The organism is Planococcus daihaiensis, from assembly GCF_049262615.1.
Classification (GTDB): domain Bacteria; phylum Bacillota; class Bacilli; order Bacillales_A; family Planococcaceae; genus Planococcus.
Map to the genome: position 1 here is coordinate 3,203,630 of NZ_CP175504.1, position 12,637 is coordinate 3,216,266.

General features: G+C 48.6%; 11 protein-coding genes. 10 read left to right on the plus strand and 1 reads right to left on the minus strand.

The genetic code is table 11. The features are described 5' to 3' along the window. The first annotated feature begins 9 nt into the window (after positions 1-9). The 8 genes from DHX103_RS15935 to DHX103_RS15970 all read left to right on the plus strand — a co-directional run bounded on the left by DHX103_RS15935 (position 10) and on the right by DHX103_RS15970 (position 10,370). Positions 10-1,014, plus strand: a complete 1,005-nt coding sequence (locus DHX103_RS15935; protein WP_422123194.1) for a thiamine pyrophosphate-dependent dehydrogenase E1 component subunit alpha — start codon at positions 10-12, stop codon at positions 1,012-1,014. After that, positions 1,014-1,997, plus strand: a complete 984-nt coding sequence (locus DHX103_RS15940) for an alpha-ketoacid dehydrogenase subunit beta (protein WP_422123195.1) — start codon at positions 1,014-1,016, stop codon at positions 1,995-1,997. The genes DHX103_RS15935 and DHX103_RS15940 overlap by 1 nt, the downstream gene beginning before the upstream one ends. Positions 1,998-2,355: 358 nt before the next feature. After that, on the plus strand, positions 2,356-3,684 hold the full coding sequence (locus DHX103_RS15945; protein WP_422123196.1) for a dihydrolipoamide acetyltransferase family protein: 1,329 nt from the start codon (positions 2,356-2,358) through the stop codon (positions 3,682-3,684). A gap of 218 nt (positions 3,685-3,902) precedes the next feature. Then, positions 3,903-5,606, plus strand: a complete 1,704-nt coding sequence (locus tag DHX103_RS15950; RefSeq protein ID WP_422123197.1) for a methylmalonyl-CoA mutase family protein — start codon at positions 3,903-3,905, stop codon at positions 5,604-5,606. Then, on the plus strand, positions 5,599-7,746 hold the full coding sequence (gene scpA, locus DHX103_RS15955) for a methylmalonyl-CoA mutase (RefSeq protein ID WP_422123198.1): 2,148 nt from the start codon (positions 5,599-5,601) through the stop codon (positions 7,744-7,746). The genes DHX103_RS15950 and scpA overlap by 8 nt, the downstream gene beginning before the upstream one ends. After that, on the plus strand, positions 7,746-8,813 hold the full coding sequence (meaB, locus tag DHX103_RS15960; protein ID WP_422123199.1) for a methylmalonyl Co-A mutase-associated GTPase MeaB: 1,068 nt from the start codon (positions 7,746-7,748) through the stop codon (positions 8,811-8,813). Before scpA ends, meaB begins: the two co-directional genes overlap by 1 nt. Positions 8,814-8,877: 64 nt before the next feature. Beyond that, positions 8,878-9,318, plus strand: coding sequence for a BrxA/BrxB family bacilliredoxin (locus DHX103_RS15965; protein ID WP_422123200.1), 441 nt, complete (start codon positions 8,878-8,880; stop codon positions 9,316-9,318). A gap of 62 nt (positions 9,319-9,380) precedes the next feature. Then, positions 9,381-10,370, plus strand: coding sequence for an aromatic acid exporter family protein (locus DHX103_RS15970; RefSeq protein WP_422124806.1), 990 nt, complete (start codon positions 9,381-9,383; stop codon positions 10,368-10,370). Positions 10,371-10,404: 34 nt separating this feature from the next. Here DHX103_RS15970 and prli42 read toward each other — a convergent pair whose 3' ends face one another. Beyond that, positions 10,405-10,500 (minus strand): stressosome-associated protein Prli42, encoded by a 96-nt coding sequence (gene prli42, locus DHX103_RS15975; protein WP_158241215.1) that lies wholly within the window; start codon positions 10,498-10,500, stop codon positions 10,405-10,407. Between the two features lie 166 nt (positions 10,501-10,666). Between prli42 and mce the strand changes: the two genes are divergently transcribed. Both mce and DHX103_RS15985 read left to right on the plus strand, forming a co-directional pair. Then, complete coding sequence (gene mce, locus DHX103_RS15980; protein ID WP_422123201.1) at positions 10,667-11,065, plus strand: methylmalonyl-CoA epimerase; 399 nt, start codon at positions 10,667-10,669, stop codon at positions 11,063-11,065. Between the two features lie 15 nt (positions 11,066-11,080). Then, a complete protein-coding gene (locus tag DHX103_RS15985; protein WP_422123202.1) occupies positions 11,081-12,622 on the plus strand; it encodes an acyl-CoA carboxylase subunit beta in 1,542 nt (513 codons plus the stop codon). The last annotated feature ends 15 nt before the right edge of the window (positions 12,623-12,637 follow it).

Consider the following 12,637-nt stretch of genomic DNA (forward strand, 5'->3'; position numbering starts at 1 on the left):
AATTATTGAATGTCAGCAAAACACGAAGAAATCGGCTTGTCGAATGACGACGTACTGAAAATCTATGAAACGATGCTTATGGCCCGCCGCGTCGATGAGCGCATGTGGCTCCTGAACCGCGCAGGTAAAATTCCGTTCGTAATTTCGTGCCAGGGGCAGGAAGCGGCGCAAGTAGGCGCTGCTTTCGCTCTCGATAACGAAAAAGATTATATTGCACCTTATTACCGCGATATGGGGGTTGTCCTGCATTTCGGCATGACGCCAAAAGATTTGATGCTGTCGGCCTTTGCCAAAGCGGAAGATCCAAACTCAGGCGGCCGCCAGATGCCTGGTCATTTCGGGCAGAAGAAAAACCGTATCATTACCGGTTCTTCACCTGTGACAACGCAACTTCCGCATGCAGTAGGGGTTGCTTTGGCCGGAAAAATGAAGAAAAAAGACTTCATCACGTTCACCACACTGGGTGAAGGTTCATCCAACCAGGGAGATTTCCACGAAGGCATGAACTTTGCCGGCGTCCACAAATTGCCGGTCATCATTATGGTAGAAAACAATAAATACGCCATTTCGGTGCCATATGACCGCCAGGTTGCCGCTGAAAATGTTTCGGACCGCGCAATTGGTTACGGTATGCCGGGCGTAACGATCGATGGCAATGACCCGATCGAAGTTTACAAGCATGTCAAACAAGCGGCTGACCGCGCTCGCCGTGGGGAAGGGCCTAGCCTGATCGAAACAGTATCAGAGCGCATGACTGCCCATTCGTCAGATGACGACCACAGACAATACCGCTCTGCAGATGAACTCGCTGCGCAAAAAGAAAAAGATCCCATCCTTCTTTTTGGTGCTTACCTGAAAGAAAACAATATTTTAAATGACGACCTTGAAAAAGAAATCAACGACCGCATCATGGTGATAGTAAACGAAGCAACTGATTATGCGGAAAATGCACCGTATGCAGCCCCTGAAGATGCATTGAAATATGTATATGCAGAAAAAGGAGGGAACGAATAATGGCAGTAATGAATTATATTGACGCCATAACGCTCGCCATGAAAGAAGAGATGGAACGTGACGACAACGTGTTCGTTCTCGGAGAAGATGTCGGTAAAAAAGGCGGCGTTTTTAAAGCGACTGCCGGACTTTACGACCAGTTTGGAGAAGACCGCGTACTCGATACGCCCCTTGCGGAATCGGCCATTGCCGGTGTCGGAATTGGTGCAGCGATGTACGGTTTACGTCCGATTGCTGAAATGCAATTCGCTGACTTCATCATGCCTGCCGTTAACCAGATCATTTCGGAAGCTTCACGCATCCGTTACCGTTCGAATAACGACTGGTCTTGCCCAATCGTTTTCCGTGCTCCATTCGGCGGCGGCGTTCACGGCGCACTTTACCATTCGCAATCCGTGGAAGCGATATTCGCGAACCAGCCGGGACTGAAAATCGTTATTCCATCGACACCATACGACGCAAAAGGCCTTTTGAAAGCGGCAATCCGTGATGACGATCCGGTTATGTTTTTTGAGCATAAACGTGCTTACCGTCTGATCAAAGGCGAAGTGCCTGAAGAGGATTACACGATTGAAATCGGCAAAGCGGATGTCAAACGTGAAGGTGAAGATATCACCGTCATCACTTACGGCCTCGCAGTTCATTTTGCATTGCAGGCTGCAGAACGTCTTGCAGAAGACGGCTATTCGGCACACATCCTGGACCTTCGCACCATTTATCCATTGGATAAAGAAGGAATCATCGAAGCTGCCAAGAAAACCGGTAAAGTTCTGCTTGTAACCGAAGACAATAAAGAAGGCAGCATCATCGGGGAAGTAGCGGCAATCATTGCTGAAAACTGCCTGTTCGACCTTGATGCACCGATTCAGCGACTTGCTGGACCGGATATTCCGGCAATGCCATATGCGCCGACAATGGAGAAATTCTTCATGATCAACCCGGACAAAGTAGAAAAAGCGATGCGTGAGCTAGCGGAATATTAAAAAGAATTTCTAAATATATAGGTTGAAGTAAAGAACTAGTGTAATTATGCCGCTTCGGCACTATGGACAAGCCTTTGCTGAGAGAAATCTCTAAAGATATGGAGCAAAACAGCGAAGACGCCATGGGGAGCAGAAATGGAGTTGGCTTTCCAACGCCATTTCGACGAAGTGCTAGATCCACTCGGTAAGTTCACTAACTCACCAATGTATTAAACCGTGCTCCTGCATCGCTGCGCTGCTTCGTCGCAAAGACTTAGCCTCGCAAGCGTCGGCTAATGTCTTCGAAGCTGTTTTGCGGAATATCGGATATTACAAATTATTAATTTGATTTTAAATAGAACAAAAAGGAGGAACCCCTTTGGCTATCGAAAATATTAAAATGCCTCAGCTTGGCGAGAGTGTCACTGAAGGAACGATTGAAAAATGGCTCGTCCAGCCCGGCGACCATGTCAATAAATACGATGCGCTTGCTGAAGTGAACACTGACAAAGTGACCGCAGAAGTGCCTTCTTCATTTACAGGAACGATCAAAGAATTGATCGCTGCAGAAGGAGAAACGCTGGCTGTCGGAGAAATCGTCTGCACGATCGAAACTGAAGGCGGCGATGCTGCACCGGTTGAAGAAGCAAAACCGGCCGCAGATGAAAAAGCCAATGAAATGCCAGCTGCCGATGCAAAACCGACTGAAGGTCTGAAAGGCGAAAAAGGCTCTTCCCAACCGGCTAAAGCCAGTGGTTCGAAAGCCCGTTACTCTCCAGCCGTTATGCGTTTGTCACAGGAGAACGAGATCGACTTGACTCAAGTTGAAGGTTCAGGCAATGAAGGCCGCATCACGCGGAAGGATATTATGGCGCTGATCGAAAGCGGCAATATCCCGAAAGCGGGAGATGCTCCGGCTGAAACGGCCAAACCGGCAGAAGCAGCACCACAACAATCTGCTCCAGCTGCAGAAAAAGCTCCAGCTGCACCGATTCAGAGTGCTCCAGGAGATATTGAAATTCCAGTGACCGGCGTACGCCGGGCAATCGCTGCAAATATGCTGAAGAGCAAGCACGAAGCTCCGCACGCATGGATGATGATCGAAGTTGATGTAACGGATCTTGTGCAATACCGCGACTCGATCAAAGGCGATTTCAAGAAAAAAGAAGGATTCAATATCACCTATTTCGCTTTCTTCGTTAAAGCAATTTCACAGGCGCTGAAAGAATACCCAATGATGAACTCCATGTGGGCCGGCGATAAAATCATCCAGAAGAAAGACATCAATATCTCGATTGCCGTTGCATCCGACAGCGCATTATTCGTACCGGTCATCAAAGCCGCAGACGAAAAATCGGTCAAAGGCATCGGTAAAGAAGTCAATGAACTGGCGCTAAAAGCGCGTTCAGGAAAACTTGGCTCAGCTGAAATGCAAGGCGGCACATTCACCGTCAATAACACCGGTTCATTCGGTTCTGTCCAGTCGATGGGCATCATCAACCATCCACAGGCAGCAATCGTTCAAGTGGAATCGATTGTCAAACGTCCGATGATCATGGACAACGGCATGATTGCGGCGCGCGACATGGTCAATCTTTGTTTGTCGCTTGACCACCGTGTGCTTGATGGACTTGTCTGCGGACAATTTCTGGGACGCGTCAAGGAAATCCTTGAAAACATGTCAAAAGAAAATACTTCCGTTTATTAAGAAAAGCGACAACGCCCGTTTAGCTCCGAAAGGCATAAGACGGATCAGCGAAGCGGTCCTGATCGCGTAGCTGATTCGGCTTATGACCCGAGGAGTTGGGCCGTTGGAGTCTGGACAATAAGAAAAAGCTTGAAGTCTTCGGACTTCAAGCTTTTTTGGCTTTAATAGACCGGCGTTCTCAGGTAAAATGAAGAAGAGATACATGAGGAGGGAAAATTTTGACGATTGAATCGATGAAACAGACAAAATTTCCGGCGCGTACATATGAAGAGTGGCAGAATTCCGCTGAAAAGGCGATTGGCGGCAAGTCCATTGAAGCTGCACTGAGAACACCGACAATCGAAGGCATTACATTGGAACCTTTATATACAAAAGAAATGTTCGACAAGCTCGGCGGCATAACTGCTTTCCAACAGGAAGCGTTCCGATCCGGCAAGGACAAGGCCGGCTGGCTTATTGCGCAGGAAGTGCTGACCGATTCACCGGAAGATTTTCTGGCGAAGACGAAAGAAGATCTTTCTAAAGGAAATGATATGGTCGTCTATACGAGTTCACATGAATTCGACTGGACGGACGATGCGCTGAAGCAATTGGCGCAACTCATTGTCAAACATCCTTTTTATTTTAAAGTGACGAGTGAAGACACCGGCATTCTGCGGGTCTTTGATTTTATTGATGAAAAGCATAAAGGGGAGCTGAAAGGCGTTATTTTCTCCGAAGAACAAGCTGCGGCACCTGCTAATGTCAGAACCAAATTGGTGGATACGATTCCGGTCCATCATGCGGGCGGCACGATTATCCATGAATTGGGCGTCGCGCTCAGCATACTCGCTGAAAACATCAAGGACGGCGAATACAAGGAAACGGCAAAGAACGCCTGGATCCGCTTTGCGGTGGATACCCAATTTTTTCAGGAAATAGCGAAGTTGCGCGCATTCCGCGTTTTATGGAGAGCGTTCAGCGAAGCTTACGGGGAAGAGGCGGTAAGTATTCCGGTTTATACGGAAACGTCGGTGCGCTCTTATTCAAAACTGGATCCTTACGTTAATCTATTGCGTGCCGGCAATGCCACGTTTGCTGCTGTTCTCGGCGGCACGGATGCGCATACCGTACATCCGCATGATTTCTTAACGGTATCCCAGCCTTCAAGTCGTCGCATTGCCCGCAATGTGCAATTGGTCATCAAGGAAGAAAGCCATGTATCACGTGTCATGGACGCCTCTGCCGGTTCTTATTTCATCGAGCAGCTGACGAGTGAATACGTTGACGCCGCGTGGAATTATTTCCTTGAAATTGAAGCAGCGGGCGGCTATTCCGAAGTGATCGGTTCCGGCTGGCTGACCGATGACATTCAAGCGAAATGGATGGAACGTAAAAAATTGGCCGCTGAACGGAAAATTTCCCTGATCGGCACCAATGTTTACGCAAATCCGCAGGAAGCGGTTAAAGATCAGTCCATCGACAGCAGCCACCTGGAATATATTACGGCAAAACGTTTGGCAACGCCTTTCGAGAAATTGCGGGCACAGTCCAGGGAACTGGAATTGAAAGTCGCAATTCTGCATTTGGGACCTCTGAAACAGGTAAAAGCGAAATCTGATTTTGTCGAAGGCTTATTGGCCGTTGGTGGAATCGAGCCTGAAATCAGCCCGGAGCTGGTAGATGCGCCAGCGATTCATCATTACTTGAACGATCACCATATCGATTATGCAGTTCTGTGTGGAGATGCTGAAACCCTGGATCGACTCATTCCGGAAATCGATACGGCAGCCGTATTGGATGTTGCAGGCCGCTTTGACGCTTCCCAGCTGAATGCGTGGAAAGCCGGAGCCGTTTCAGACGCAGTCTATTCCGGACAGAATATCGTTTCCAAGCTTGAACAGATTCTGAACTTAGGAAAGAAGGTTCTTCCAAATGACTAAACCCGATTTTTCCAAAGTAGATTTACAAAATTTAACAATTAATAAAGTTTCCGCACCACAGCAGGATGATTTTTTAACAAACGAAGGAATTTCCATTAAACCTGCATATACAGGAGAAGACGTTGCGGGCATGGAAGATTCACTGCCCGGCCATGCGCCGTATGTCCGCGGACCCTATCCGACGATGTATGCTTCGCGTCCGTGGACGGTCAGGCAATACGCCGGATTTTCAACAGCTGAAGAAAGCAATGCCTTTTACCGCCGCAATCTGGCGATGGGCCAAAAAGGCCTTTCGGTGGCATTCGATTTGGCAACGCACCGCGGCTACGATTCCGATCACCCGCGGGTTGTCGGTGATGTAGGAAAAGCTGGCGTTGCAATCGACAGTGTGGAAGATATGAAAATCCTATTTGACGGCATCCCGCTCGATAAAATGTCAGTATCGATGACAATGAACGGCGCGGTGTTGCCAATTATGGCATTTTTCATCGTTGCCGCAGAAGAGCAGGGCGTTGCACCGGATGAGCTGTCGGGAACCATCCAGAACGACATTTTGAAAGAATATATGGTCCGCAATACGTATATTTATCCACCCGCCATGTCGATGCAGATCATCGCGGATATTTTTGAATTCACTTCCCAAAAAATGCCGAAATTTAACTCAATCTCGATATCGGGCTACCACATCCAGGAAGCGGGAGCTACCGCTGATATTGAACTGGCCTACACACTCGCAGACGGACTGGAATATGTAAGGACCGGCCTCAAAGCGGGCATCGGCATCGATTCATTTGCACCGCGCCTGTCATTTTTCTGGGGCATCGGCATGAATTATTTCATGGAAGTGGCGAAAATGCGGGCTGCGCGCGAAATCTGGGCGAAAATGATGCAATCCTTTGACCCGCAGAATCCGAAATCGCTGGCACTCAGAACGCATTCCCAAACCTCCGGCTGGAGTTTGACCGAACAAGATCCGTTCAATAATGTGACGCGTACGCTGTTGGAGGCAAATGCTGCGGCAATGGGCCATACACAATCGCTCCATACGAATGCGCTGGATGAAGCGATTGCGCTGCCGACCGATTTTTCTGCCCGCATTGCCAGAAATACGCAATTATTCCTGCAGGAAGAAACGGCGATGACCAAAGTGATCGACCCGTGGGGCGGTTCTTATTATGTCGAGAGCCTGACAAAGCAATTGACCGACAAGGCTTGGGAATTGATCCAGGAAGTCGAGGAGCTTGGCGGCATGGCCAAAGCGATTGAAACCGGTTTGCCGAAAATGCGCATTGAAGAAGCGGCAGCAAAAAAACAGGCCCAGATCGATTCGGGAGAAGAGTCGATCATCGGCGTCAACCGTTTCCGCCTCGACGAGGAAGATCCGATTGATATTTTGAATATCGATAACACGATGGTGCGCAAGAAACAGATTGAACGCATCGAGATGGCGAAAGCGAAACGAGACAGTGAAAAGGTCAGAGTGGCACTCGAGGAACTGACGACAGCTGCCAAAGAAGGCCAGGACAATATTCTTGAATGCGCAGTGAAAGCAGCGCGGGAACGTGCCACGCTTGGCGAAATTTCCGATGCTGTTGAACTGGCTTCCGGAAGACATAAGGCGGTGATCCGATCCGTGAGCGGTGTATACAGCTCCAACTTCTCGAATCAGCAGGAAATTGAAACCGTCAAGGAAATGACGGAAGACTTTATTGAAAATGAAGGGCGCAGACCGCGAATTCTTGTCGCGAAAATGGGGCAGGATGGCCATGACCGCGGGGCGAAAATCATTGCAACCGCGTTTTCTGATCTTGGCTTTGATGTCGATATCGGACCGCTGTTCCAAACGCCTGCAGAGACGGCACAACAGGCAGCGGAAAATGATGTCCACGTGATCGGTGTCAGCTCACTGGCAGCGGGCCACCGCACATTGGTGCCGGACCTTAAAGCCGAACTGGAAAAGGTCGGACGCGAAGATATTCTTATCGTGGTCGGCGGCGTCATTCCGGCGCAGGATTATGAATTCCTGCGCAACAACGGAGCGAGCGCGATATTCGGACCCGGCACGGTGATTCCGGTAGCCGCGCAGAAAGTAATCGAAGAAATTTATGTGCGCCTCGGATACGAGGAAGTGGCAGACTGATGGAGCGCGAAAAAGGCTCAAGACAAGTCATGGGCGGTGTCAATGCCAAACATGACGGCATGTCGCCAGCGCCGCGGAAAAAATTCAGGAAACCGGATAAAAAGCAATTGGACATTCAGGAAATAGCCGATGGGGTAAAGCAGGAATCGCGTCTCCACCTGGGCAAAGCGATTACGCTGCTCGAAAGTTCCAATCCCACAGACAAACGGGATGGGCAGGAGTTGTTGAAAATGCTGCTGCCACATTCAGGCAACAGCCTCCGCATCGGCATTACGGGTGTACCGGGAGCCGGCAAGAGTACTTTTATCGAGACGTTTGGCGAAATGCTGACGGAAAAAGGCTTCCGTGTGGCAGTGTTGGCCATCGATCCAAGTTCTTCGATTACGGGCGGCAGCATTCTCGGCGATAAAACAAGAATGGAGCAGCTGGCGAAAAATCCACGGGCTTTCATTCGTCCATCACCGACTGCCGGAACGCTTGGCGGCGTCCATAAAAAAACGCGGGAAACGATGCTGTTGTGTGAAGCGGCGGGCTACGACGTCATCCTGGTTGAAACCGTAGGCGTCGGCCAAAGTGAAACGTTGGTTCGGGGGATGGTCGATATGTTCCTACTGCTCGTGCTGACTGGAGCGGGGGATGAACTGCAAGGTATGAAAAAAGGCATTCTCGAACTGGCGGATGCCATCCTCGTCCACAAAGCAGACAGCGGAAATCAGCAATTGGCTGAAAAAACCGTCCGGGAATACAAAGGAATGCTCCATTTTCTGCAACCGGCGACCGAAAACTGGAAAACACAGGCTTTAGCCGTTTCTTCTATTGAAGGGAGCGGCATCGAGGATGTTTGGCAGCTGGCAAAAGAATTCGAAGCGGCGGGCAAAGAAAACGGGGTTTTTGATAAACGCCGCCAGACCCAGACAAAGGACTGGTTCCGTTCAATGATCACCGACGAATTATACGGTAGGTTTTTTGAAGATCCGGACAGACGTGAATTGGTCAAAAAACTGGAACAGCAAATCCTCGACGACCAGCTGACCGTGGCCCAAGCCATTCACGAATTATTCCAGTAAGGTTTTTTGCAGTCTGACCGGACACCTGCTATGATTATTACAGATAATAGAAGGAGTGGTACCTATGAGCATGGATTTTAATTTTCTGATGAATGATATAGCGACACAAGCCCGCAAAGAATTGACAGACGGCGGTTACCAGGAATTAACGACACCTGATGAGGTCAATGAAGCATTGGCTAAACCCGGTACAAGCCTCGTCATGATCAACTCGGTTTGCGGCTGTGCAGGAGGAATTGCACGCCCGGCTGCGCTTCATTCAATCCATTACGACAAACGCCCGGATAATCTTTACACGGTGTTTGCCGGACAGGACAAAGAAGCAACAGCACAAGCACGCGCAATTTTTGGTGATGATCATTTACCATCTTCTCCATCTTTTGCCATTGTCAAAGATGGCAAAATGGTTGATGAAATTGGTCGCCATGAAATCGAAGGACACGACCCAATGTCGGTCATCACTCACATACAAGCATTGTTTGAAGAGCATTGCAGCGAAATCTAGAAGTAAAATGCCCCTCAAAAAGGGGCGTTTTTTTATGCCGGAACAAGAGGGAGGGATGACAGCTGAAACTGAAACTTAAACGCTTATCGATCGGCTATCGTACAATGAAAACCGCTGTCGGCGTAATCATCGCTCTGTCATTGGCGCAATTATTGCAGCTTGATTTTTTTGTATCAGCAGGAATCCTGACCATCCTGTGCATCCAGCCGACGAAAAAACGGTCGATCCGGGCAGCGCTCTCCCGTTTTATTGCCAGTCTGATTGCCATTGTTTACACCTTCATCTTTTTCGAGGGGATTGCTTATCACCCTGTAGTTGTCGGGTTAATGATTCTGCTGTTCATCCCGGTACTGGTCAGCCTGCGCTTCGCAGATGGTTTTGTGTCAAGTTCCGTCATCATTTTCCATATTTACAGTGTCGGTGATTTAACGGGCAGCCTGATTTTAAACGAAATCCTGCTGATGGTCGTCGGCTTTGGTACAGCGCTTGGTGTAAATATGTACATGCCGAGCATTGAAAAGAAACTGGAAGATTATCGCTACAGGATTGAAGTGCTGTATGCCAAAATCCTGCATGAAATGGCACGATATTTAAAAGAAGGCGAAAGCGACTGGGACGGCCGCGAACTGGTGGAAACCGCTGAGCTGCTCAGCAAAGCCAAAGCCCTTGCCTACCAGGATGTTGAAAACCACGTCACCCGACTGGAAAATAAATATTATCGCTATTTTGATATGCGGGAAGATCAATACGAAATCATCGAGCGCATCTTGCCGAAAATCTCCACTTTGCCGGTGCTGGTCAAACATGCGCAATTGATTGGAGATTTCCTCAACGATTTGGCGGATCATGTCCACGCAGGCAGCACTGCCACCCGGTATCTGGGCAAATTGGATGATGTCAAAATCGAGTTTTCAAAATTCCCTTTGCCGACCAGCCACGAGGAATTCCAATCGATGGCTGCGTTATACCAGATCATCGAAGAATTGGATTCCTATCTGGAAATCAAAAAATCCTATAGAGGTTTCACCAATAAAAAGACGGCCGAGGAATAATCCCCGGCCGTCTTTTTTCTTTGAACGCATTTTTTTATAGTACGAAACTTAATCCCATCATTAAACTGGACAGAAGCATTAGCGCGACCATCGCGTAAACGATGACTTTGCGGAAAGTTTGATTTCTCATTAATCATTAATCTCCTTTATGTGCATTTGAACTTATTGACAGAATAACATAAATTATTGCAGTTTTGAAGGGGCAAGTCCTTTGCGCCGAATATCTTTCCACAACTAGAGTTTTCGGCTGTGAATCGGTACAATAAGAAAGAAGCAGAAAAAAGGTGGGATATAGGATGAAGAAAGTCGATCATATCGGAATCGCTGTCAGAAATCTGGATGAGGTTCTTCCTTATTACACGGACACTCTCGGTTGTCCATTGCTGAAAATCGAGGAAGTGGCCACCCAAAAGGTGCGCGTGGCTTTTCTTGATGCCGGCAACATCAAGCTCGAACTGCTTGAGCCGATGGACAGCAGCAGTGCCATTCACAAATTCATCGAGAAAAAAGGCGAAGGCATCCATCATATCGCTTTCGGTGTGGAAAATATCGAACAGCGCATGGCAGAATTGAAACGGGATGGCGTCCAATTATTAAATGAACAGCCGCAAAATGGCGCCGGCGGAGCTTTGGTTGCATTCCTGCATCCCAAATCATCAAATGGCGTACTCTATGAATTGTGTCAGAAACAGTAAATAAGGGGTGGCAATATGGATATCTATGAAAGAATCAATGAATTATACGACCGCAAAAGAAAAATAGAACTTGGCGGCGGAGAAGAAAGAATAGACAAACAGCATGAAAAAGGCAAGCTGACTGCACGCGAGCGAATCGATCTTTTAGTGGACGAAGATTCATTTGTTGAATTGAACCCGTTCATCGAACACCGCACAGTCGATTTCGATTTGCCGGAAGGTCCGGGTGAAGGGGTCGTTACCGGTTACGGCAAAGTGAACGGCCGCCCGATCTATTTATTTTCACAGGATTTCACGGTATTCGGCGGCGCACTTGGTGAAATGCATGCGATGAAAATTGCGAATGTAATGGACCTCGCAGCCAAGAATGGCGCACCGTTTATCGGCCTGAACGATTCAGGCGGCGCACGCATCCAGGAAGGCGTATTGTCATTGGATGGCTATGGCCAAATATTTTATCGCAACTCCATCTATTCCGGAGTCATCCCGCAGATTTCAGTTATTTTGGGACCATCTGCCGGCGGCGCGGTTTATTCGCCTGCCATTACGGATTTCGTCTTCATGGTCGATAAAACGAGCCAGATGTTCATCACGGGACCGAAAGTCATTGAAACGGTTACCGGTGAAAAGATTTCTTCCGAAGATTTGGGAGGCTCACGTGTACATACTGCCATCAGCGGCAATGCCCATTTCCGGTCGGATACAGAAGAAAAAGTCCTGAATATGGTCCGCCGACTGATCGCTTACCTGCCACAGAATAATAATGAAATGCCGCCGCGGCTGGAAACAGACGATGCGGATGATTACCGCCCGGATCTGGCGGATGTTGTACCTTTTGAAGCAATTCGTCCCTATGATGTGCGCAAAGTGGTGGAGCAAGTCGTCGATACCGACAGTTTCATGGAAGTGCAACCGGAATTCGCCCGCAATATCGTTGTCGGTCTTGCCCGCATCAAAGGCGAAACCGTCGGCCTTGTCTGCAACCAGCCGAAAGTTATGGCTGGCGGACTCGATATCGACTCGTCCGACAAAGCGGCACGTTTTATCCGTTTCTGTGATTCGTTCAATATTCCGTTAATTACATTCGAAGACGTCACCGGATTTTTCCCGGGAATTAAACAGGAACACGGCGGCATTATCCGCCACGGCGCCAAAATTCTCTATGCGTATTCAGAAGCGACAGTTCCAAAAATGACCGTTATTTTACGGAAAGCCTATGGCGGAGCTTATGTTGCACTGAATTCGAAATCGATCGGGGCAGATCTGGTATATTCATGGCCAAATGCCGAAATCGCCGTAATGGGCCCTCAAGGAGCTGCCAATATCATTTTTGCCCGCGAAATTGCTGCAAGCGATGATCCTGAAGCGACACGGGCGGCGAAAATCGAGGAATACCGCGTGAAATTCGCCAACCCTTATGTGGCCGCTGCCCGCGGTATGGTGGATGATGTCATCGACCCACGCGAAACGCGTATCAAATTGATTCAGGCACTTGAGATGATGCGCCATAAAAAAGATTCACGGCCAGCAAAAAAACATGGCAATATGCCGCTTTAAAGAAGGGATGAGGAC

Coding starts and splice junctions, on each gene's coding strand:
- DHX103_RS15935 (WP_422123194.1), top strand. CDS start 10: ATGTCAGCAAAACACGAAGAAATCGGCTTGTCGAATGACGACGTACTG.
- DHX103_RS15940 (WP_422123195.1), top strand. CDS start 1,014: ATGGCAGTAATGAATTATATTGACGCCATAACGCTCGCCATGAAAGAA.
- scpA (WP_422123198.1), top strand. CDS start 5,599: ATGACTAAACCCGATTTTTCCAAAGTAGATTTACAAAATTTAACAATT.
- meaB (WP_422123199.1), top strand. CDS start 7,746: ATGGAGCGCGAAAAAGGCTCAAGACAAGTCATGGGCGGTGTCAATGCC.
- DHX103_RS15965 (WP_422123200.1), top strand. CDS start 8,878: ATGAGCATGGATTTTAATTTTCTGATGAATGATATAGCGACACAAGCC.
- prli42 (WP_158241215.1), bottom strand. CDS start 10,500: ATGAGAAATCAAACTTTCCGCAAAGTCATCGTTTACGCGATGGTCGCG.
- mce (WP_422123201.1), top strand. CDS start 10,667: ATGAAGAAAGTCGATCATATCGGAATCGCTGTCAGAAATCTGGATGAG.
- DHX103_RS15985 (WP_422123202.1), top strand. CDS start 11,081: ATGGATATCTATGAAAGAATCAATGAATTATACGACCGCAAAAGAAAA.